Origin of the sequence: Phenylobacterium sp. (assembly GCF_046291545.1) — a bacterium.
Classification (GTDB): Bacteria; Pseudomonadota; Alphaproteobacteria; order Caulobacterales; family Caulobacteraceae; genus Phenylobacterium.
The window spans coordinates 155,165-175,917 of record NZ_JBKBSM010000004.1 but is presented as its reverse complement, the minus strand read 5'-3'; the positions used below and the strand labels follow the sequence as shown (position 1 = coordinate 175,917).

Below are 20,753 nucleotides of genomic sequence, written 5' to 3'. Positions count from 1 at the left end.
GCGGCCAGGCGCGGCTAGATCGGCCGCTCCGGCACGTGCGGGGGCTGGAACGACCGGGACTCTGACGAGCCGAAAGCCGCCGGCGAGCCCTGCTGGAACGCTGGCAGGACGAACTGCGCCATCTCCGGTGAAGCGGCCGCGACTGCGATCTCGAAATGCTCCGGCGTGGCTTCCGGCAGCCCGAGATCCTTGAGCACTCCGGCGAGGCGGTCGGCGGCGTAGGCGTCCAGGTGCCGCTGCGACTCCCAGATGTCGAAGGACTCCAGGCCGCCCGCCTCGTCGAAGGCCACGACGTGCAGCAACGCGCCTTCCGGCGGATGGTGATCCCAGTCGAGGGCCTGGCGGATCGACTCGTAGACGTCGCGGGTGATGTGCGGCGCGGCGTACTTGACCATGATGGGCATGGCCGCCTCCTGTGAGCTTCGCAACCGGGCCGACGCCCGGCGTTTCACCCTACGCCCGATCCCCGTCGGCGCAATTTCAAAGAACGTGGTTCGTTTTGGGCGGCCGACTTGAAAAACCCCGCCCGGCGTGACCGGGCGGGGTCGGCAATTGCGGCGGGACCGGATTGGGGCCTAGCGCTTGTCCACCGGCACGTAGTCGCGCTGGGCCGCGCCCGTATAGATCTGGCGCGGACGGCCGATCTTCTGGGACGGGTCCTCGATCATCTCCTTCCACTGGGAGATCCAGCCCACGGTGCGGGCCAGGGCGAACAGCACCGTGAACATCTCCGGCGGGAAGCCGAGGGCGCGCAGGGTGATGCCCGAGTAGAAGTCGACGTTCGGATACAGCTTGCGCTCGATGAAATAGGGGTCGTTAAGCGCGATCTTCTCGAGCTCCATCGCCACCTTCAGCAGCGGGTCGTCCGAGTGGCCGACCTCGGCCAGCACTTCGTGGCAGGTCTGCTGCATCACCTTCGCGCGCGGGTCGTAGTTCTTGTAGACCCGGTGGCCGAAGCCCATGAGGCGATAGCGGCGGTCCTTCACGCCCTGGACGTATTCAGGGATGCGGTCGACCGTGCCGATCTCGGCCAGCATGTTGAGCGCCTCCTCGTTGGCCCCGCCGTGGCTGGGGCCCCAGAGGCAGGCGATGCCGGCGGCGATGCAGGCGAACGGATTGGCGCCCGACGAGCCGGCGAGGCGGACCGTCGAGGTGGAGGCGTTCTGCTCGTGGTCGGCATGGAGGATGAAGATCCGGTCCATCGCCTTGGTCAGCACCGGGTTGGGCTTCCAGTCCTCGGCCGGGACCGAGAAGCACATGCGCAGGAAGTTCTCCGAGTAGGAGAGGTCGTTGCGCGGATAAACGAAGGGCTGGCCGCGGAAGTACTTGAACGCCCGGGCCGCGATCGTCGGCATCTTGGCGATCAGGCGATGCGACGAGATCATCCGCTGCTTCGGATCGTCGATGTTCGTGCTGTCGTGGTAGAAGGCGCTGAGGGCGCCCACGGCGCCGACCATGATCGCCATGGGGTGCGCGTCGCGCCGGAAGCCCATGAAGAAGCGGTCGAACTGCTCGTGCAGCATCGTGTGATAGGTGATGGTGTTCTCGAAGGTCGAGAGCTCCTGGGCGTTCGGCAGCTCGCCGTTCAGCAGCAGGTAGCAGACCTCAAGGAACGTGGAGTTCTCGGCCAGCTGGTCGATCGGATAACCGCGGTGCAGCAAAACGCCCGCATCGCCGTCGATGAAGGTGATCTTGCTCTCGCAGCTGGCGGTCGAGGTGAACCCCGGGTCGTAGGTGAAGACATCGGCTTCGGCGTAGAGCTTCCGCACGTCCACGACCTCGGGCCCCGCCGTGCCCTTCAAAACAGGCAGTTCGACGGTCTTGGAGCCGACGCTCATTTTCGCCGTATCGGCCATGCCATCCCCTTTCATCTATCGAAATTTCAAACGCCAGTTGGCGTTGGGTTATAGCGGTTTACGCAGCGTGTGAAAGCGCATCGTCGATGCGCGCGAGGCTTTCGTCGCGGCCGATCGCGACGAGGGCGCCGGCCAGGTCGGGCGCCGGAGAGCCGCCGGACAGGCAGGCGCGGAGCGCCGGACCGAACTTGCCCAGGCCCACGCCTTCGGCCTCGGCGAAGGCGCGCAGGGCGGCCTCCAGGGCGGGGACGGACCAGTCGCCTGCGGCGGAAAATCCATTTCGCAAGCGCGAAAGGCGCGCCCGGGTCTCCTCGTTCAGCATGCCCCTGGCCTTGTCGGAGAGCTCAAGCGGACGTTCCCGCAGGGCGAAGACCGTCAGGTCGGCGAGATCGAGGAGGGTCTTGGCGCCGTCGCGCACCAGCGGAATGGTGCGGGCCAGGATTTCGCGCTGCGCCTGCCCAATCCGCCGGTCCCGGCTTTCGTGGATCTTCGCCGCGAGGTCGACAAGGCGGTCGACGTCAGCCTGGCGCAGGTAGTGGTTATTGATGTGGTTGAGCTTGTCCCAGTCCAGCCGGGCGGGCGCGCCGACCACGTCCTTGATGTCGAACCAGGCCTGGGCCTGGGCGTCGTCGAAGATCTCGTCGTCGCCGTGGCCCCAGCCGAGCTTGGCTAGGTAGTTGCGCATCGCCTCTGGCAGGTAGCCCATGTCGTCGAACTCGCTGACCGCCTGGGCGCCGTGACGCTTTGAGAGCTTCTTGCCGTCCGGGCCGTGAATCATCGGCAGGTGGGCCCAGACCGGCGTGTCCCAACCCAGGCCCTGATAGATCAGCGTCTGGCGGGCGGCGTTGCTGAGGTGGTCGTCGCCGCGGATGACATGGGTGACGCCCATGTCGTGGTCGTCCACCACGACGGCGAGGTTGTAGGTCGGCGTGCCGTCCGAACGCAGCAGGATCAGGTCGTCGAGGTCCTTGTTGTGGAAGCGCACGGCGCCCTTCACCTGGTCGTCGATCAGGGTTTCGCCTTCCAGGGGGCTCTTCAGGCGGACAACGTAGGGCTGGCTCTCGTCGTAGTTGCCCTCGCGGTCACGCCAGGGCGAGCGGATCACGCGGCCTTCCGCGCGCGCGGCTTCGCGTTCGACCTCCAGCTCCTCTGGAGTCATGTAGCAGCGGTAGGCGCCGCCGCGTGCCAGCAGTTCCAGGGCCGCCTCGCGATGGCGCACCGAGCGCTCGGCCTGGAACACCGGTTCGGCGTCGGGCTCGAGCCCCAGCCACTTCAGGCCGTCGAAGATGACCTGGACGGCCTCGGCGGTGGAGCGCTCGCGATCGGTGTCCTCGATGCGCAGAAGGAACTTTCCACCCGTATGGCGAGCATATAGCCAGTTGAACAGCGCCGTGCGGGCCGTGCCGATGTGCATCATGCCGGTGGGCGAGGGGGCGATACGGGTGACGACGGGGCGGTCGGACATCGAACTCGAGCTGGTTGAGAGGAGCGCCGTCCAACTGTACGGCGCGGCGCCTCTTAGCATGCCCGTTCCCGACGCTCCTAGCCCGCCGCGCCCCGCCGGCTGGCTGGCGCGCCAGGCGGCGCTGCAGGCGGATCGCTGGACCTTGTGGACGCCGGTGGCGCTGGGCGCGGGAGCGGCGATCTATTTCGTCCTGCCGCGTGAGCCGCTGGCGGCGCTGGCCTGGGCGTCGCTGGCCCTCGCCCTCGGGCTTGTCCTTGCGGTGCGAAGATGGTCGCAGGCGCGCGCCGTGACGGCCCTTGGGGTGCTGGCGGCGTTCGCCCTGGCCGGGTTCGCCGCCGGCAAGCTGCGGACCGAGCGGGTCCGCGCGCCGATCGTTCCAGCCGAACTGGGCGTGACCGCCGTCGAGGGGTGGGTGGTGGATGTCGCCAGCCCCGGCCGAAGCGGTGCGCGCATCGTGCTGGCGCCCGTCCGGGTCGCCGGGCTGGCCCCGACGGCGACTCCGATCCGGGTGCGGGTGACGCTTCGCGACGGGGTCGCGCCGCCGGCGCCCGGCCGTGCGGTGAGGCTGACCGCACTACTCAATCCGCCGCCGCCGCCGGCCGCCCCGGGGGCCTACGACTTCGCCCGCGACGCCTTCTTCGAGGGGATCGGCGGCGTGGGACTGGCGCTGAGCCCGCCCGCCCCGACGCACCTGCCGCGGCCGCCGGGCGGGTTGCGCCTGGTCATGGACGTGAACGCCATGCGATGGGCCCTGGCGCAGCGTATCGTCGCGACGCTCGGCCCTGAGCAGGGCGGCCTGGCGGCGGCGATGGTGACCGGGCACGACGCCTATGTGCCGCGCCAGCAGGTGGAGGACATGCGCGCCGCCGGGCTGGCGCACATCATCTCGATTTCGGGCCTGCACATGGCCATCGTCGGCGGCTTCGTGTTCGCGGCCGTGCGGCTGGGGATCGCGGCGTGGCCTTGGGCGGGGCTGCGGGCCCCAGGCAAGAAGCTGGCGGCCGCGGCGGGGCTGGCGGCGGTCGCGGGCTACCTCCTCGTCTCCGGCGCGCCGCCCCCTGCGGAACGGGCTGCGATCACAGCGGGGGTGGCGTTCGGCGCCATGCTTGCCGATCGGCGGGCGATCAGCCTGCACGCCCTGGCCGTGGCGGCCCTGGTGATCCTTGTGCTGCAGCCCGAGGCGGTGACCGAACCCGGCTTTCAGATGTCGTTCTCCGCAACCGCGGCGTTGGTGGCGCTGGCCGAGGCCTGGCTGCGGCCGGTGCGGGAGATCAACACCCCCTGGCCGATCCGGCTGATCCAGGGGGCCGGCGGCTGGGTCGCCGCGAGCCTGGCGGCGAGCTTCGTCGCCGGACTGGCGACCGGCCCCTTCGCCATTCAGCACTTCAACCGGGTCGCGAGCTTCGGGCTGCTGGCGAACCTGGCGGTGGCGCCCATCTCGTCCTTCGTCATGATGCCGGCGCTGGCGCTCGGCGCGGCGCTGACGCCGCTTGGGCTGGGCGAGGGGCCGTTGACCGTGGCCGGCTGGGCGATCGGCGCCATGACCTGGATCGCCGCCAAGGCGGCCGCCGCGCCCCACGCCATGCTGCTCGTGCCGAGCGCGCCCAACTGGACCCTGGCGGCGGCCTTTCTCGGCATTCTCTGGCTGTGCCTGTGGCGCGGCCGATTGCGCTGGGCCGGCTTGCCGCTCGCCCTGGCGGTGAGCCTGACACCCCGCGGACCGGCGCCCGACGCCTGGGCCGCGGCCGACGGGGCGGCCATGGCGGTCCGGCACGGCCGCGAGGCGGTGCTGGTTCGGCCGGATGTGAAGCGCTTTGCGGCGGAAGTGTGGGCCCAGCGGCGGGGCCTGGACGTCGCGCCGGAGGCGGAAGGGGCGGCGGCCCGCCAAGGTCGCCTGTCCTGCGGACGCTGGGAGTGCCGCCCGATAAAGGGCGCGGGCCTGGCGCCGGTGGCGACGAGTTGGAGCCTGCGTGATCCTACGGACGAACAGATGGCGCAGCTTTGCGCCGGCGCCGAAGTGGTCCTGGTGCGGGCCCGGGCTCCCCGCGGCGCCTGTCCGGGCGCCATCGTTCTCGACGAACGGTCATTCCGCCGCGGCGGGGCTGTGGAGCTCTACCGCCGTCCGGACGGCGCCTGGCGCGCGTTGTGGGCCCAGGACCTGCGGGGCCAACGGCCGTGGACGCTGGCCCAGGCGCCTTAGTGATAGCGGCGGATCAGGCCCACCAGCCGGCCCTGCACGGACACCTGGTCCGGACCGAAGATGCGGGTCTCGTAAGCGGGGTTGGCCGCCTCCAGCGCGATCGAGGCCCCCTTGCGCCGCAGCCGCTTGAGGGTGGCTTCCTCGCCCATGACCAGGGCGACGACGATGTCGCCGGAGTTGGCCGAATCGGTGCGACGGATGACGACGTAGTCGCCGTCCAGAATGCCGGCGTTGATCATCGAGTCGCCCTGAACCTCCAGCACGAAGTGCTCGCCCGCGCCAAGGATGCTCTCCGGCACGGTGAGCCGATCGCGCTCCTGCTGGATAGCTTCGATGGGGGTTCCGGCGGCGATGCGGCCAAGCACCGGGATCTCGCGGGTGTCGTTGGCCGCGCCCACCGTGGGCGGCGCCTCACCCGGCTCGACGAGCTGCGGCTTGAAGGGCGCGCGTCCCTTGGGCGGCGCGGCGGTCGTGGCCTGCTGCGGCAGCTTGACGACCTCGAGCGCCCGGGCGCGATGGGGCAGGCGGCGCAAAAAGCCGCGCTCCTCGAGCGCCGTGATCAGCCGGTGGATGCCGGACTTGGAGGCGAGGTCCAACGCCTCCTTCATCTCGTCGAACGACGGCGAGACGCCGGTTTCCTTGATCCGCTCGTGAATGAACATGAGCAGTTCGTGTTGCTTGCGGGTGAGCATGGCTGTCGAGCCCTCGAAGAACAAAGCGCAAACGCTGACGATGTTCTCTAGGTGTTCTAGCTTAATGTCAAGTTACCGCGACCGCGTTGATTTTGCGCATCAAATGTGACGCCGGAGGGGCCCGCAACCGCCCTGGAGGGGCGACTCGGAGACGGCTCAGGCGCCGGTGAGGGCCCGGGCGGCGGCGGTCACGTCGGCCTGGCGCATCAGGCTCTCGCCGACGAGCATGGCCTTGGCGCCGCACTTCTCGAGGCGCACGACGTCGTCGTGGGTGAAAATGCCGCTCTCGGTGACGAGCAAGGCGTCGGCGGGGGCTGCGGCGGCCAGGCGCTCGGTGATCGACAGGTCCACCTCGAAGGTGCGCAGGTCGCGGTTGTTGACGCCCACAAGGTCGGCGCCGAGGCGGCCGGCGCGGTCCATCTCCGCGGCGTCGTGGACCTCGACCAGGGCGTCCATGCCGAGGCGGGCGGCCTCGGCCATCAGTTCGGCGGCCAGGCCGTCGTCGACCATGGCCAGGATCACGAGGATGGCGTCGGCGCCGAGGGCCCGCGATTCGGCCACCTGCCAGGGGTCGACCAAGAACTCCTTGCGAATCGCCGGCAAGGCGGTGGCCGCCCGTGCGGCGGTCAGAAAGGCGTCCGCGCCCTGGAAGCTCGGGGTGTCGGTCAGGACCGACAGGCACGATGCGCCGCCGGCCTCATAGGCGCGGGCGAGGGCGGGCGGGTCGAAATCGGCCCGGATCAGGCCCTTCGACGGCGAGGCCTTCTTGATCTCCGCGATCAGGGCGAGGCGGCCGGGGCCGTGGTCGCGTTCAAGGGCGGCGCGGAAGCCGCGCACCGGCGAGGCGGCGCGGGCGGCGGCCTCCAGCGCGGCCGTCGTCCGCTTGGCCTTGCGCTCGGCGACTTCCTCGCGCTTGTAGGCCGCGATGCGCTGGAGGATGTCGCTCATCCGTTGGTCGCCTCGGCCAGTCGGTGCAATGCGGTCCGGGCCAGGCCCTCGTCGATGACGCGCGCGCCAAGGGCCACCCCCTCGCGCAGGGTCTCGACCTTGTCGCCGACCAGGAAGGCGGCGGCGGCGTTCAGGAGCACGATGTCGCGATAGGGGCCGGGGCGGCCGTCCAGCAACTCGCGCAGGGCCGCCGCGTTGACGGCAGGATCGCCGCCCTTCAGGTCGGCGAGATCGGCCCGCGGCAGGTCCACGGCCTCGGGCGTGATGCGGAACAGGCGCACCTGGCCCTCGCGCCATTCGGCGACCTGGGTCTCGCCCGTGGTGCTCATCTCATCCATGCCGGCGCCGTGGACGACCCACGCGCGTTCCGAACCAAGGGCGCCGAGCACGTGCGCCAGCGGCTCCACCCAGCGCTCGGAAAAGACCCCGAGGAGCTGGCGTTTGGCGCGGGCGGGATTGGACAGCGGGCCCAGGAGATTGAACACCGTGCGGAAGCCGAGCTCGGCGCGGATCGGCGAAACATGGCGCATGGCGCCGTGATGGGCCTGGGCGAAGAGGAAGCAGATGCCGGCCTCGTCGAGCGCCCTGCGCTGCTGGTCGGGCGTGGCGTCGATATTGACGCCCAGGGCGGTGAGGACGTCGGCCGTGCCGGACTTGGAAGAGAGGGCGCGGTTGCCGTGCTTTGCCACCTTGAGCCCGCCGCCGGCGGCCACGAACCCGACCGCGGTTGAGATGTTGTAGGTGTGCAGGCCGTCGCCGCCGGTGCCGCAGACGTCGATCACCTCGTGCGGATGATCCAGGAGGATGGCGGCGCCGAGCATGGCCTTGGCGCAGGCGGTGATCTCTCCCACCGTCTCGCCGCGCATGCGCATGGCGGTGACCGCGGCGGCCACCTGCGCCGGGGTCGGCTCGCCCCGCAGGCAGGCGGCGAAGAAGGCCTCCGCGTCCGCGTCGGACAGGGTGGCGCCGTCGGCGAGGCGGCCGAGCAGGGGTTTGAAGGCTTCGGACATCGCCTTAGGCGTCGGTCAGGCGACGAACGCCGGCGAATTCGAGGAAGTTGGCCAGCAGTTGGTGGCCGCCTTCGGTGGCGATGGATTCCGGGTGGAACTGTACGCCGAACACGGGGCGGGTCTTGTGCTGAAAGCCCATGATCTCGCCGTCGTCGGTCCAGGCGGTGACCTCCAGGACCTCCGGCAGGCCTTCGCGCGCCACCGACAGGCTGTGGTAGCGGGTGGCGGTGAAAGGATTGGGCAGGCCCTTGAAGACGCCCTTGCCGGTGTGGTGGATCGGGCTCGTCTTGCCGTGCATCAGATTGCGGGCGCGGATCACCTCGCCGCCGTAAGCCTGGCCGATCGCCTGGTGTCCGAGGCACACGCCCAGGATCGGCAGGTCGTCGGGGGCCGCGCGCAGCAGCGGCAGGCAGATGCCCGCCTCATTGGGCGTGCAAGGGCCGGGGGACAGCAACACGCCTTCGGGCTTCAGGCCGAGCGCGTCCTGAACGCTGATCGCATCGTTGCGATAGACGTCGGTCTCCGCCCCAAGCTCGTTCAGGTAGTGGACGAGGTTGTAGGTGAAGCTGTCGTAGTTATCGATCACCAGGATCATGGCGGTTCTCTAAAGCGAGGCCAGCCAAAGGGGAAGCCCCGGCCTGGCGCATTGCATGCGCGCGGCGATGGAGCGATCCTGCACGCATGCCTGTCCCCGACTCGGCTCTCGATCGCCAGGAACTCGCCCGCGCCCGCGCGCTCCTGCGGCGGCCGCAGGCGAAGGCGACCGCCTGGCCTGCGCTGGGAGCGGCCGCCCTCATGGCGATCAGCGCATTGATGCTGGCCACGGCGATGATCATCGCGCCTCCGACGACCCTGTCGCATGCCGTGAAATCCGAGAGCCGATAGGCCTCAGACGAAGCGCCAGGCCTCCTCGGTCGCCTGCCGGATGGCGCGCGCCTTGTGCAGGGTCTCGTCGTACTCGGCGTCCGGGTCGCTGTCGGCCACCACGCCGCCGCCGGCCTGGACGTAGATCATGCCGTCCTTGATAGCCGCGGTGCGCAGGACGATGCAGGTGTCGACCGATCCGTCGGCGCCGAAGTAGCCGACGGCGCCGGCGTAGGTGATGCCGCGCTTTTCGATCTCCAGCTCGTCGATGATCTCCATGGCCCGGACCTTGGGCGCGCCCGAGAGCGTGCCGGCGGGCAGGGCGGCCATCAGCACGTCGACCGGATCCAGGCCTTCCGGCGCGTCGCCCTCGACATTGGAGACCAGGTGCATCACGTGACTGTATCGCTCGATGAAGAAGCTGTCGGTGACGCGCACGCGCGGCCCCCTGGGCCTGTCGCGCGGTTCGTTCGCGCCGGCGTGCTTGAGCATGGCCACGCGGCCGACGTCGTTGCGGCCGAGGTCAAGGAGCATGAGGTGCTCGGCGTGCTCCTTCGGATCGGCCTTGAGCTCGGCCTCCAGCGCCAGGTCTTCCTCGGGCGTTGCGCCGCGGGGCCGCGTGCCGGCGATGGGGCGGATGGTGATCTTGCCGTCACGCAACCGGACGAGGATCTCCGGGCTGGAGCCGGCCAGCTGGAAATCGCCGAAGTTGAGGAAGAAGAGGAACGGCGAGGGATTCATGCGCCGCAGCGAGCGGTAGAGCGCGAAGGGGTCGTGGGCGAAGGGCGCACGGAAGCGGTGGCTGGGCACCACCTGAAAGATGTCGCCGGCGCGGATGTAGCCCTTGGCCTTCTCGACGATCTCCCGATAGGCCTCGCGGCTCACCGGCGTGGTGAAGCGGTCCGGCTCGGGCTCGCCGGCGCCGGTGAGCGGGGGCGTGGGCTTGCGCAGGTCCGCTCGCACGGCGGCGAGGCGGGCGGCCGCAGCGTCGTAGGCTTCCTTGGGCGAGGCGGCGGATGGACGCACCGTCGTGGCCAGCAGGATCTCCTGGGCGATGGAATCGAACACGGCCACGATCGATGGGCGGGTCATCAGCCCGTCGGGCAGTCCCAGCGGATCGGGATTGACGTGGGGCAGACGCTCGACGAGCCGGATCATGTCGTAGCCGATGGCGCCGAACACGCCTGCCGCCATGGGCGGCAGGCCCTTGGGCATGTCGATGCGGGAGGCCGCGACGAGGTCGCGCAGCGAGTCCAGCGCCCCGCCCGCCTGGGGGGTGAACCGTCCCGCGGCGATGGCGTCGCCCTCGGCGATCTCGGCCTGGTCGCCGCGACAGCGCCAGACGAGGTCGGGGTTGAGGGTGATGACCGAATAGCGCCCCCTCCAGGCGCCGCCTTCCACCGACTCGAACAGGAAGGCGTAGGGACGGCCGTGCCCCAGCTTCAGATAGGCCGAGACGGGGGTTTCCAGGTCGTCGATCAGGCGCGTCCAGATCACCTGGGGCGCGCCCGAGCGGTAACGGGCCTCGAACGCGGTGAAGGCGGGCTCCAGGTTCACTTCGCCTTCTCCGCAGGGGCCTTCGCCTCGGGCGTTGTCTTGGCCGAGGCGGCGTCGGATTCGGGCTCGAGGCCGAGGGCGACGCGGGCGCGGTCCTCGTCCACCCGGATCTTCATCAGGGTGCGGGCGCCGCGCTGGGTGGCCTCGCCGAGTTCACGGAAGAGGCTGGTCGTGACCTGCGGACGGCTCTCCTCCGTCAGGCGGGCCAGGTTCGGGCCACTCGGCTGGCGGATCGCCTCCAGCTTGCCGACGACGAACTCGAACTGCACGCCCTGGGCGGTGAAGACCTCGCCCGGCTTGGCGGCGAAAGCCTTGTTCAGGGCGTCCGGGGACAGCGACTGGTTGGACTGGGCGGATGCGCGATCGACCCCGACCGTGCGCACCACCCGCGAACCGATCGAGGCGGCGACCTTCTCGGGGCTTTCGCCCTTGCGCAGGCGCTCGGCCAGCTCGCCGGCGCGGGTCTCCATCCGCTTGACCATTTCGCGCAGCATCCAGGCGCGGGTGAGCTGGGGCTTCACCTCGGCGAGCGGCGGCAGGGCGGCGGGGATGACCCGCTCGACCCGGACCGCGTAGTAGGTGCCGTCGCCGCCTTCCTCGATGTCGCTTTCACCGCCCTGGGCCAGGCCGAACGCGGTCTGCAAGATCTTGGCGGTCACGCCGTTCACCGGTTCGCCCTGGGGACCACGCCCTTCGGCGGTGACGGGCCCCACGGTCACGGCCGGGACGCCGGCCTTCTGGGCCGCTTCGGTAAGGCTGGCGCCTTCGGCGTGCGCGTCCTCGTAGGCCTGGCTGAGGGCGTAGACCTTCTCGGCGGCCGCGTCCTTGCGCAGCTCTGCCTCGATTTGCGGGCGAACCTCCTCGAGCGTGACCTCATGGCCGGGAGTGACCTTTTCGACCTTGACCACGGCCAAGCCAAGATCGCCCTGGATGGGTCCGCTCACCTGGCCTTCCGGCAGGGCGAAGGCGGCGGCGGCCACCTTGTGGTCGACAATGGCCGTCTGCGGCTTGTCCTCGTAGATCACCGGATCGACCCCGAGGGACTTGGCGACGGCCTGCGGCGCCTCGCCCTTGGCGAGCCGGGCGGCGACCGCGCCGGCCGCGGCGGCGTCCTTCACGGGGATCTGGACCAGCGAGCGGGTCTCCGGCGTCGATAGCGTGTCCTTTCGGAACTCGAAACGCTTCTTCACGTCCTCTTCGCTGACCGGCAGGTTGGCGCTGACCTGGTCGGGGCTGAAGCGGACGACGGTCAGGATGCGCTGCTCGGGCCGAGTCAGGCGCGCGGCGTTCTCCTTCATGAAGGCCTGCAGCTGGGCGTCGGTGGGCGCCGCCGGCTCGCCGACCATCTGTGGCGTGATCGAGAAGCTGGTGATGTCGCGGGCCTCGAGGCCGTAGATGGCGCCGAGGGCGGTGTAGGCGCGCGGAGCGGTGAAGCCGTTGGCCAGGGCGGTGGCGAACTGGTTCTGGGCGATGTCGTCGCGCACACGCTGCTCGAAGCTCGCTTCGGTCATGCCGTTCTCGGCCAGGCGCTGGCGGTAGAGGTCCTTGTCGAACTGTCCACTGACGGAGTTGAAGAAGGCCGGGATGCGCCGCAGCTGCTCGGCCACGAGCTTGTCGGACGGCTGGACCCCCGCCGACTGCAGGGCCGCGGCGAAAGCTTCCTGGGTGGCCAGCTCGTTCAGCAGGCGATCGTCGAGGCCGGCTTCGGCCGCCTCCTGGGTGGTGATCGGCTGGCCGTACTGCTGCTCGGCCTGTTGGCGGAAGTTGTCGAACGCCTGGCGGTACTCCGCCGCGCCGACCGTGCGCGGCCCGGCCTTGATCACCCAATCGCTGAGTCCTCCCCGGAACACGTCGCTCAGGCCGAGGACGGCGAAGCTGACGATCAGGAGGCCGATCAGGATCAGGGCGACCCAGGATTTCGCGAATGCGCGGATGGCGGAGAGCATGGGACCCTTTCCGGGGTGCGAACGTCTGGCGGGTATAGTGGAGGCCCCTTCGCCCCTGCAAGCACGTGACAGACGCCGTCGGGCGCCTTAACCGGCCCGGGAACCGTACGAAAGTGAGGCTTGATGACCGCTCCCATCCCCCTGATCGCCGGAAACTGGAAGATGAACGGCCTGGCCGCCGCGCTGAGCGAAGCCAAGGTGGTGGCCGCGGGCGCCGGCGAGAGCCGGGCGCGCGTGGCGCTTTGCCCGCCGGCGACCCTGATCGAGCGCATGAGCGCGGCCCTGGCGGGAAGCCCGGTGCTGGTCGGCGGCCAGGACTGCCATGCCGAGGCTTCGGGGGCCTTCACCGGGGACATCTCCGCCGAAATGCTTGCCGACGCGGGCGCCCGGCTGGTGATCGTGGGCCACTCCGAACGGCGCGCCGGCCATGGCGAGGACGATGCGGCGGTGGCGGCCAAGGCGCGGGCGGCCCTGCGAGGCGGCCTGGAGCCGATCGTCTGTGTGGGGGAAACCCTGGAGGAGCGCAAGGCGGGCAAGGCGCTGACTGTCGTCACCGGTCAGGTGAAGGGCTCGCTGCCGCCGGAGATGGCCGGCTCCGCCTTTGCGGTGGCCTACGAGCCGGTCTGGGCGATCGGTTCGGGCCTGACGCCGAGCATCGCCGAGATCGAGGAGGTCCATCGCGCGATCCGGGAAACCCTGGTGGCGATGTTCGGCGACCACGGCGCCGCCCAGCCGATCCTCTACGGCGGATCGGTGAAGCCTGCGAACGCGGCAGAGATTCTCGCCGCCGCAGAGGTGGGAGGCGCGCTCGTGGGCGGCGCATCGCTGAAGGCCGCCGACTTCCTGGGCATCGTCGGCGCGGTCTAGGCCGATCGGGCGCGGGGCGCGGCGAAACGCTCGATCCGCGCCTGGGCCGCGTGAACCGGGTGGCCCTCGGCCGCCTGGACCTCGGTCTTGAAGCGGCCGACGAGGGTGGCCAACTGCACCGCCTCGGTGTTCAGGGCGTGGGTCGCGGCCGTCGATTGCTGGACGACGGCGGCGTTCTGCTGGACGACCCGATCCATCTGGGTGACGGCGGTGCTGACCTGATCGACGCCGACCGCCTGTTCCTGGGCCGAGCGGCTGATCTCGGAGACGAGGTCATGAATCTCCGCAACCTGCCCGACGATCCGCTGCAGCGCCTCGCCGGTCTTGCCCACCAGCTCCACGCCGGCCTCCACCTGCTCTGAAGAGGCGCTGATGAGGTCCTTGATCTCCTTGGCGGCCTCGGCCGAGCGCTGGGCCAGGGCGCGGACTTCCGAGGCGACGACGGCGAAGCCGCGGCCGGACTCGCCTGCGCGCGCGGCCTCGACCCCGGCGTTCAGGGCCAGAAGGTTGGTCTGGAAGGCGATCTCGTCGATCACGCCGATGATCCGGCCGATCTGGTGCGAGGAGTGCTCGATCTGGCCCATGGCTTCCACCGCCTGGGCGACCACGTGTCCGGACTCCTCGGCGTCGCGGCGGGCGGACTGCACGGCGCCGGCCGCCTGCTGGGCGCCGGCGGCGGTGCGTTTGACCGTGGCGGCGATCTCTTCCAGGGCTGCGGCCGTCTCCTCCAGGCTGGCGGCCTGCTGCTCGCTGCGGCGGGCGATCTCGTCGGAGGCCTGGGCGATCTCGCCGGCCCCGGAGCGGATGCCCCCCGTCGCCGAGACGACCGCGCCGATCGCCGACTCCAGTTGGGCTATGGCGCTGTTGAAGTCGCGCTTCAGGTCGGCGTACTCCGCGGCGACGTCGTCGCTGAAGCGCGTCGAAAGGTCGCCCTCCGCCAGACGCAGGAACCGGTGGGCGAGGGCGTCGACGACCCGCTTCTGCTCGCGGCCGGCGAGCTCGAACGCAGCCTCGGTCTCCTTGAGTCGGCGGTCGAGGTTCTCCTGAAAGCGCGCGGCTTCCGCCTCCAGCTTGGCGCGCTCCTGGCCGTTGTCCTTGAAGATGATGACGCTCCTGGCCATGGCGCCGACCTCGTCACGGCGATCGGCGTCGGCGACCTCCGCCGAATAGTCGCCGCCCGCCATTCGACGCATGGTCTCGGCCAGGCGGTGCAGCGGCACCACGACGAGACGCTCGAAGAACAGCGCGCCGACCAAGACGCCGGCCGCCATCAGGGCTCCGGCGATCAGGGCCGCGCCGAAGATCCGGCGGTAGAGCGCGTCGGCCGCCTTTGCATCGGTCTCCGCCCGGGTCTCCGTTTGAACTGCAAGGGTTCCAAGCCGCTCCTGAACCGCCGCCAGCCGCGCCGAGTCGCCTTCGGCGAACGCCTGCCAGTCGCTCTGCAGCGTCGCCGCCTCGGCATGGAGGGGGTCGCCCTTCAGGACGTCGGCCAGGTGCTCGAGCCGCGGCTTGATCCGGGCGTCGAGCGTGGCCGGCGCGTCGGTCTCGTGCCCGTCCAGGACCGCCTGGACCGCCTCGAGTTCGCGCAGCGCCGGCAGCCAGCGGGCGCTGGCCGCGAGCGATTGGTCGTGAATGCTCGTCAGGGCCATGAGACTGACGGCCACCACGGCTATGATCGCCAGGAAGCCGACGCTCCAGGATGCTCGCATCCGCGCCTTGATCGTCGACAGCATGATTCACCCCTGCAACTTGCGCTGGGAGCGTGCGGCGCCAGGCTTAATCAGCTGTGAATCGCGGCCTATAGCAGCAGGCCGAACAGGCGGCAGTCGCGGCGCTCGCCATCGCGCAGGACGTGGCCGCGCAGCAGGCCCTCGGGCTTGAAGCCGAGCCGCTCAAGCACCGCCTCGGACCTGCGGTTGCCCAGGTGCGTTCGCGCCGAGAGCTTGCGTACGCCGGCCGCCGCGGCGAGGGCGACTACGGCCTGCATGGCCTCCTGGGCGTAGCCGTAGCCCCAGGCCCCGCGACCGAGCATGAAGCCCACCTCGGCGCGCCGGTGCCAGCGGTCGATTTCGGACAGGTCGCAACAGCCGGCGAAGCCGCCGTCCTCCAGCAGCCGGATCGCCCAGTAGAGCGCGCGCCCGTCGGCCATCGCCGCAACCTGGCTGGCGACGATCCGGTCGACCAGTTCGGGATCGTCGACTTCGCCGACGTCCCAGTGGGCCATGACCTCGGCGTCGCTCATGATCGGAAACAGATCGGCCGCATCCGCCTGCGTCAGAGGCTCGAGCCGCAGGCGCGCGGTCTCAAGGACGGGCGGTGGGTCGGCGCCGAGAATCATGGACTTGCCTGAAGGCTTTGACGCCCTAGCTATGGCCTTCGGGGCGTCTCGGTGGTAGAGCGCCCGCTTCATTTCGGCGGGCTGTGTCCGCCCGAACCCACTGGACGGCCCCATGCTGCTCGGCATCCTGCTCACCTTCCACATCATTGTCTGCATCGCCCTGATCGGGGTGGTGCTGATCCAGCGCTCGGAAGGCGGGGCCCTGGGCATGGGGGGCGGACCCTCCGGGTTCATGACGGCGCGGGGCGCGGGCGACCTTCTGACCCGCACCACGTGGATCCTGGCCTCGGTCTTCTTCGCCCTGAGCCTGGCGCTCACGGCGCTCGCCGGCCGCGAGCGCGGTGCGGAGTCCGTGGTGGACCGGGTGAAGATCGACTCGCTCGACCCCAGCCAGCTCAACCGCCAGGCCGCTCCGGCGCCCGAGGGGCCGACGTCGCCGCAGACCGCCCCGGCGGACGGATCGGCCGCGCCCATCGAAGCGCCCACCCCGCAGCTGCGCAATCCGCTGCTGGGCGAGACCGAAGGCTCCGCGCCCGCCCCGACCAACCCCTGATCCGGCCGCATTGCGGCGTTACATGTCCGGACCGCTGGCGCGGTCCGAGGAGACCTGCGTTTTGCCCGTCCGCGTCCCCGCGCCGTCACGACCGTCCACAGCTCCCGGCGAATCGCCGCAGGGCGCAGGCGGCGAATCAGGGCTACTCTGAACGCCCATGGCCCGGTACATCTTCATCACCGGAGGCGTGGTCTCCTCCCTTGGAAAAGGTCTCGCGTCCGCCGCCCTCGGCGCGCTGCTGCAGGCGCGCGGCTACAAGGTCCGCCTGCGCAAGCTGGACCCTTATCTGAACGTCGATCCGGGGACGATGAGCCCCTATCAGCACGGCGAGGTCTTCGTCACTGACGACGGCGCAGAGACCGACCTGGACCTTGGGCACTACGAGCGCTTCACGGGGGTGAACGCCACCAAGGCCGACAACATCACCACCGGCCAGATCTACAAGACGATCATCGAGAAGGAGCGCCGCGGCGACTATCTGGGCGCGACCGTCCAGGTCATCCCGCACGTCACCGACGAGATCAAACGCTTCGTCCTGTCCGATCCGGGGGAGGGTGTCGACTTCGTGCTCGTCGAGATCGGCGGCACGGTCGGAGACATCGAGGGGCTGCCGTTCTTCGAGGCGATCCGCCAGCTCGGGCAGGAGCTTCCGCGCGGGCACGCCTGCTACATCCATCTGACGCTGCTGCCGTTCATCAAGACGGCGGGCGAGATGAAGACGAAGCCGACGCAGCACTCGGTCAAGGAACTGCGCTCGATCGGCATCCAGCCGGACATCCTGCTGTGCCGCTGCGAGCAGCCGATCCCGCCCGGCGAGCGGCGCAAGATCGCCCAGTTCTGCAACGTGCGGGAAACCGCCGTGATCCAGGCGATGGACTCGGCGAACATCTACGCCGTTCCGCTCGACTATCACGCCCAGGGCCTGGACGCCGAGGTGCTGGACGTGTTCGGCCTGGACGACGCGCCGGCGCCGGATCTGTCGCGGTGGGAGTCGATCTCGCACACCCTGTCCAACCCGGACGGGGAAGTGAACATCGCCATCGTCGGCAAGTACACGGGCCTGACCGACGCCTACAAGTCGCTGGTCGAAGCGCTGGTGCACGGCGGCGTCGCCAACACCGTCCGGGTCAAGTTCGACTGGATCGAGGGCGAGGCCTTCGAGCGCGACGAGGAGCTGATCGGCGAGCGGCTGACCGGGGTGCACGGGGTGCTGGTGCCCGGCGCCTTCGGCGAGCGCGGCTCGGAGGGCATGATCCGCGCGGTCCGCTTCGCCCGGGAGCACGACATCCCCTATTTCGGGATCTGCTTCGGCATGCAGATGGCCATGATCGAGGCGGCCCGGAACCTGGCCGGCATCAAGGCCGCGTCCTCCACCGAATTCGGCCCGACCTCGGAGCCCATCGTCGGCCTGATGACCGAATGGACCCGGGGCAACTCACGCGAGGTGCGCCGGGAGGGCGACAATCTGGGCGGCACCATGCGCCTGGGCGCCTACGAGGCGGTGCTGGAGCCCGGATCGAAGGTGGCCGAGATCTATGGGGCGGTGAACATTAGCGAGCGGCATCGCCATCGCTACGAGGTCAACATCGGCTACCGCAAGGCGATCGAGGACAGCGGCCTGGTGTTCTCCGGCCTGTCGCCGGATGGCGTGCTGCCGGAAATCTGCGAGCGGCGGGATCATCCCTGGTTCGTGGGCGTACAGTACCACCCCGAGCTGAAGAGCCGGCCGTTCGACCCGCATCCGCTGTTCGCCAGCTTCATCGGGGCGGCGAAGGAGCGCAGCCGCCTCGTCTGAGGCTACCAGCGCAGCAGCCGCGGGCCGAGGAGCGCGCCGACGGCGCCCGCCGCCAGGACGCCGATCGTGTACCAGACCGCCAGGAAGGCGGCCGTGTGCTCGGTGCAGGCCAGTCCATAGGCGGTCGCCCCCACGGCGCCGGAGACCAGTCCCCCCGCAAACCCGGCCAGGGCCAGTCGCGTGGGCGCCAGGTTACGGAAGGCCCAGACCAGGGCGGCGTAGACCGGCGTTGCGAAGGCGAGGATGCGGCCGGGACAGAGCATGGCGCTGTGGCCCATGACCATGCGCGTGCGCGCGTGCGGAGCGGCCTGCATCAGTTCGGCCGAGGCCAGGGCGAACACGACCAGCGTCACTGCCGCGAGCGTCAGCCACGCCCAGCCTGCGGACGCGCCAGGCCGGGACAGGCGATGCAGCACGAAAAGGCCGCAGAAAGCGAGAGCGGCCGTGTAGGCCGCCTTTATCCAGAAAGCGCCGGTGGCGACGGCCTGGGGAAGGTCGGCGCGGGGCCCCAGCACCGCCAGAACGCCGACGAGGGCGGCGGCTCCGCCCAGGGCCATGGCCAGGACCAGCCATCGCATCGCCGATCCAGGGGGCGTGGGACGCACGCCCGCGGCCAGGGCGCCGATGAGGTCGTCGGTGTTCACAGGTCGTCCCTCCCGCGCAGCCGCGCCATCAGGGTCTTCAGCCCGCGGTGCACGCCCACCTTGACTGCGGATTCCGACTGGCCGCTGACCTCCGCGGCCTCGGCGACGGATAGGCCCTGCAGTCGGGTGAGACGGATCGCCTCCCGCTGCTTGGGCGGCAGTGCGGAAAGCAGGCGCTCCACGTCGCGGCTGGCCGTGGCGGCTTCCGATTCGTCCGGGGCGAACAGGGCGTCGGCGTCTTCCAGCGGCGCGGAGGCGCGCACCCGGCGCCGGCGATAGTGATCGATCAGCTTGTAGCGGGCGACCGCATAGGCCCAGGCCGTGAACGGTTGTGCGCGGTCGTAGCTGGCGCGGCGGGTGTGCACGGCGATCAAGGTCTCCTGCACCAGGTCCTCCAGGTCGGCCGCTCCGTCGCCGAGACGCCGGCCGTAGTAGCGGCGAAGCAGGCCCGCAAGTTCGCTCAACAAGTCGCGCTGAGCCGCCGCATCGCCATCCAGGCCGCGGAGCATCAGGGACTTCAGTCGGTCTTCGACGGCGGTCACTCAGGCTCCTCAGGACCGAATACGCGCGCGGGGCCGGCCTGGTTACACCACCCGGCGCGGCCGGTCGTTGCCTGCGGAAGACGGATTCTCACACCGTCACTGTAACCAATCTGCGTCGGGCGCCGAACCGGCGGGAGTGACCGGCCGCGCCCGTCAAGCGCGGGGCGGGATTGGGCGCTGGACCGGTTCCTGCGCGTCCCTCGACCCGATAAGGGGGCGCGGCGGCGACGGAACGCATGGCGATGCTTGATCCGGCGCTGCGTTTGCGGCATACACCCGCGCTCACGTCGGCGGCCTGCGCGGCCGCCGTCTCCATTTTCTACGCCTGAGAGATTCTCCCGTGGCCGTTCCTAAAAGAAAAGTCTCGCCCTCGCGTCGCAACATGCGCCGGTCGCACCATGCCCTGGGCGCCAACTCCTACGTCGAGGACAAGGAGACGGGCGAGCTGAAGCGGCCGCATCACGTCGACCTCAAGACCGGGATGTACAAGGGCCGCCAGGTCCTGACGCCGAAGGAAGACTAAGCCGCCCGCGGCGCGCCGCGCCGCCGGAGGTCTGAAGATTTGCGCACCCGCCCGGGCCGACCGGGCGGGTGCGTTCGTTTGCGCCTACTGGCTGCGGCCGCGGGCCAGAACGCCGGCCCGGCGCGCCTCCACCTGCTCGGGGCGGACCTGGGCGTTTCGCCGCCGCGAGCGCTCGTCCTCCAGCTTCAGGCCTTCGCCGAGGGGCAGGGCGTAGCCGTCGTCGATCATGGCCTTCAGGTCGGCGAGCATGCTCGCGTCGATCTGGCTCATGTCGCGGGCCAGGGCGAGGGCGGTGGGCATCAGGTCCTCGGGTTCGACCACGCGGTTGACCAGACCCCAGTCGCAGGCGGTGCGGGCGTCCAGGAAGTTGCCGGTGAGCGAGAGTTCCTTGGCCCGATAGGGCCCGATCACCCGTGACAGCCGCTGGGACAGGCCCCAGCCCGGCGTGATTCCCACGCGTCCGTGGGTGTCGGCGAAGCGGGCGTTGGTCGAGCAGACCAGCACGTCGCAGGCGAGAGCCAGTTCAAATCCGCCGGTGATGGCGACCCCGTTGATCGCCCCGATCACCGGCTTGCGGCAGGCGAGCAGGGCCCCCACCGGGTCGGCTACGGCGCCGGCCGGATTGGCGGCCGGATTGGCGGCCGACAGAGCGGCCGGGTCTGCGCCGAGCTCCTTCAGGTCGAGGCCGGCGGTGAAGGCCCGCTCTCCGGCGCCGGTCAGGACGACCACGCGCACCTTCGGGTCGGCGTCGAGCACGGGAAAGGCCTTGGCCAGAGACTCGCGCAGCGCCTTCGAAAGGGCGTTCATGGCCTCGGGGCGGTTCATCGTCAGCACGGCGACGCCGTCGATGATCTCGGTGTTCAGCATGAGCTTGCCTCCCTGGAAGCCGGCAGCGGGCCGGGGGCGCGCCACGGAAGTCAATGCCCGCGAGTCGGCGCCGAGGTTGCGAAGCC

General features: G+C 70.3%; 20 protein-coding genes. 6 read left to right on the top strand and 14 right to left on the bottom strand.

Going from position 1 to position 20,753, the window contains the following annotated elements:
* Nucleotides 1-14: 14 nt before the first annotated feature.
* The 3 genes from ACK4YQ_RS11955 to gltX form a co-directional block, all read right to left on the bottom strand.
* Entirely contained in the window at nucleotides 15-404 is a 390-nt protein-coding gene (locus ACK4YQ_RS11955; RefSeq protein WP_409611635.1) for a hypothetical protein, read from the bottom strand.
* 171 nt (nucleotides 405-575) lie between these two features.
* Complete coding sequence (gene gltA / locus ACK4YQ_RS11950) at nucleotides 576-1,856, bottom strand: citrate synthase (RefSeq protein ID WP_409611634.1); 1,281 nt, start codon at nucleotides 1,854-1,856, stop codon at nucleotides 576-578.
* Nucleotides 1,857-1,914: 58 nt separating this feature from the next.
* Nucleotides 1,915-3,321, bottom strand: coding sequence for a glutamate--tRNA ligase (gene gltX, locus ACK4YQ_RS11945; protein ID WP_409611633.1), 1,407 nt, complete (start codon nucleotides 3,319-3,321; stop codon nucleotides 1,915-1,917).
* 58 nt (nucleotides 3,322-3,379) lie between these two features.
* On the opposite strand from gltX, the gene ACK4YQ_RS11940 reads away from it, so the two are divergent.
* Entirely contained in the window at nucleotides 3,380-5,521 is a 2,142-nt protein-coding gene (locus ACK4YQ_RS11940; protein WP_409611632.1) for a ComEC/Rec2 family competence protein, read from the top strand.
* Here the strand turns inward: ACK4YQ_RS11940 and lexA are convergent.
* The 4 genes from lexA to ACK4YQ_RS11920 all read right to left on the bottom strand — a co-directional run bounded on the left by lexA (nucleotide 5,518) and on the right by ACK4YQ_RS11920 (nucleotide 8,766).
* Nucleotides 5,518-6,213: a transcriptional repressor LexA gene (gene lexA, locus ACK4YQ_RS11935; RefSeq protein ID WP_409611631.1), complete on the bottom strand. Its 696-nt coding sequence runs from the start codon at nucleotides 6,211-6,213 to the stop codon at nucleotides 5,518-5,520. The two genes, ACK4YQ_RS11940 and lexA, sit on opposite strands and share 4 nt — an antisense overlap.
* A 156-nt stretch (nucleotides 6,214-6,369) precedes the next feature.
* The gene (gene trpC / locus ACK4YQ_RS11930) at nucleotides 6,370-7,161 is read right to left on the bottom strand and encodes an indole-3-glycerol phosphate synthase TrpC (RefSeq protein WP_409611630.1); all 792 of its coding nucleotides are present in this window, start codon (nucleotides 7,159-7,161) and stop codon (nucleotides 6,370-6,372) included.
* Nucleotides 7,158-8,171 (bottom strand): anthranilate phosphoribosyltransferase, encoded by a 1,014-nt coding sequence (gene trpD, locus ACK4YQ_RS11925; protein ID WP_409611629.1) that lies wholly within the window; start codon nucleotides 8,169-8,171, stop codon nucleotides 7,158-7,160. Before trpD ends, trpC begins: the two co-directional genes overlap by 4 nt.
* A gap of 4 nt (nucleotides 8,172-8,175) precedes the next feature.
* Nucleotides 8,176-8,766 (bottom strand): anthranilate synthase component II, encoded by a 591-nt coding sequence (locus ACK4YQ_RS11920; protein WP_409611628.1) that lies wholly within the window; start codon nucleotides 8,764-8,766, stop codon nucleotides 8,176-8,178.
* An 86-nt stretch (nucleotides 8,767-8,852) separates the two neighbouring features.
* On the opposite strand from ACK4YQ_RS11920, the gene ACK4YQ_RS11915 reads away from it, so the two are divergent.
* Nucleotides 8,853-9,056, top strand: coding sequence for a hypothetical protein (locus ACK4YQ_RS11915; RefSeq protein ID WP_409611627.1), 204 nt, complete (start codon nucleotides 8,853-8,855; stop codon nucleotides 9,054-9,056).
* A 3-nt stretch (nucleotides 9,057-9,059) separates the two neighbouring features.
* Here ACK4YQ_RS11915 and trpE read toward each other — a convergent pair whose 3' ends face one another.
* Together trpE and ACK4YQ_RS11905 are read right to left on the bottom strand one after the other, a co-directional pair.
* Nucleotides 9,060-10,592, bottom strand: a complete 1,533-nt coding sequence (trpE, locus tag ACK4YQ_RS11910; protein ID WP_409611626.1) for an anthranilate synthase component I — start codon at nucleotides 10,590-10,592, stop codon at nucleotides 9,060-9,062.
* Nucleotides 10,589-12,538, bottom strand: a complete 1,950-nt coding sequence (locus ACK4YQ_RS11905; protein WP_409611625.1) for a SurA N-terminal domain-containing protein — start codon at nucleotides 12,536-12,538, stop codon at nucleotides 10,589-10,591. Before ACK4YQ_RS11905 ends, trpE begins: the two co-directional genes overlap by 4 nt.
* Before the next feature lie 123 nt (nucleotides 12,539-12,661).
* On the opposite strand from ACK4YQ_RS11905, the gene tpiA reads away from it, so the two are divergent.
* Nucleotides 12,662-13,405 (top strand): triose-phosphate isomerase, encoded by a 744-nt coding sequence (gene tpiA / locus ACK4YQ_RS11900; protein WP_409611624.1) that lies wholly within the window; start codon nucleotides 12,662-12,664, stop codon nucleotides 13,403-13,405.
* On the opposite strand, the gene ACK4YQ_RS11895 is transcribed toward tpiA, so the two are convergent.
* Entirely contained in the window at nucleotides 13,402-15,138 is a 1,737-nt protein-coding gene (locus ACK4YQ_RS11895) for a methyl-accepting chemotaxis protein (RefSeq protein ID WP_409611623.1), read from the bottom strand. The genes tpiA and ACK4YQ_RS11895 overlap by 4 nt on opposite strands.
* Nucleotides 15,139-15,203: 65 nt before the next feature.
* Nucleotides 15,204-15,743 carry a GNAT family N-acetyltransferase gene (locus tag ACK4YQ_RS11890; protein WP_409611622.1) on the bottom strand — a complete coding sequence of 180 codons (540 nt, stop codon included), beginning with the start codon at nucleotides 15,741-15,743 and terminating at the stop codon, nucleotides 15,204-15,206.
* A 112-nt stretch (nucleotides 15,744-15,855) separates the two neighbouring features.
* Here ACK4YQ_RS11890 and secG point away from each other — a divergent pair, with 112 nt between their 5' ends.
* The gene (gene secG, locus ACK4YQ_RS11885; protein ID WP_409611621.1) at nucleotides 15,856-16,296 is read left to right on the top strand and encodes a preprotein translocase subunit SecG; all 441 of its coding nucleotides are present in this window, start codon (nucleotides 15,856-15,858) and stop codon (nucleotides 16,294-16,296) included.
* 157 nt (nucleotides 16,297-16,453) lie between these two features.
* Nucleotides 16,454-18,091, top strand: a complete 1,638-nt coding sequence (locus tag ACK4YQ_RS11880; RefSeq protein ID WP_409611620.1) for a CTP synthase — start codon at nucleotides 16,454-16,456, stop codon at nucleotides 18,089-18,091.
* Between the two features lie 2 nt (nucleotides 18,092-18,093).
* Here ACK4YQ_RS11880 and ACK4YQ_RS11875 read toward each other — a convergent pair whose 3' ends face one another.
* Both ACK4YQ_RS11875 and ACK4YQ_RS11870 read right to left on the bottom strand, forming a co-directional pair.
* Nucleotides 18,094-18,735: an NrsF family protein gene (locus ACK4YQ_RS11875; RefSeq protein WP_409611619.1), complete on the bottom strand. Its 642-nt coding sequence runs from the start codon at nucleotides 18,733-18,735 to the stop codon at nucleotides 18,094-18,096.
* A complete protein-coding gene (locus tag ACK4YQ_RS11870; protein ID WP_409611618.1) occupies nucleotides 18,732-19,277 on the bottom strand; it encodes a sigma-70 family RNA polymerase sigma factor in 546 nt (181 codons plus the stop codon). The genes ACK4YQ_RS11875 and ACK4YQ_RS11870 overlap by 4 nt, the downstream gene beginning before the upstream one ends.
* Before the next feature lie 340 nt (nucleotides 19,278-19,617).
* Between ACK4YQ_RS11870 and rpmF the strand changes: the two genes are divergently transcribed.
* The gene (gene rpmF, locus ACK4YQ_RS11865) at nucleotides 19,618-19,800 is read left to right on the top strand and encodes a 50S ribosomal protein L32 (RefSeq protein ID WP_091739612.1); all 183 of its coding nucleotides are present in this window, start codon (nucleotides 19,618-19,620) and stop codon (nucleotides 19,798-19,800) included.
* 84 nt (nucleotides 19,801-19,884) lie between these two features.
* On the opposite strand, the gene ACK4YQ_RS11860 is transcribed toward rpmF, so the two are convergent.
* Nucleotides 19,885-20,667 carry an enoyl-CoA hydratase gene (locus tag ACK4YQ_RS11860; protein WP_409611617.1) on the bottom strand — a complete coding sequence of 261 codons (783 nt, stop codon included), beginning with the start codon at nucleotides 20,665-20,667 and terminating at the stop codon, nucleotides 19,885-19,887.
* Nucleotides 20,668-20,753 lie beyond the last annotated feature (86 nt).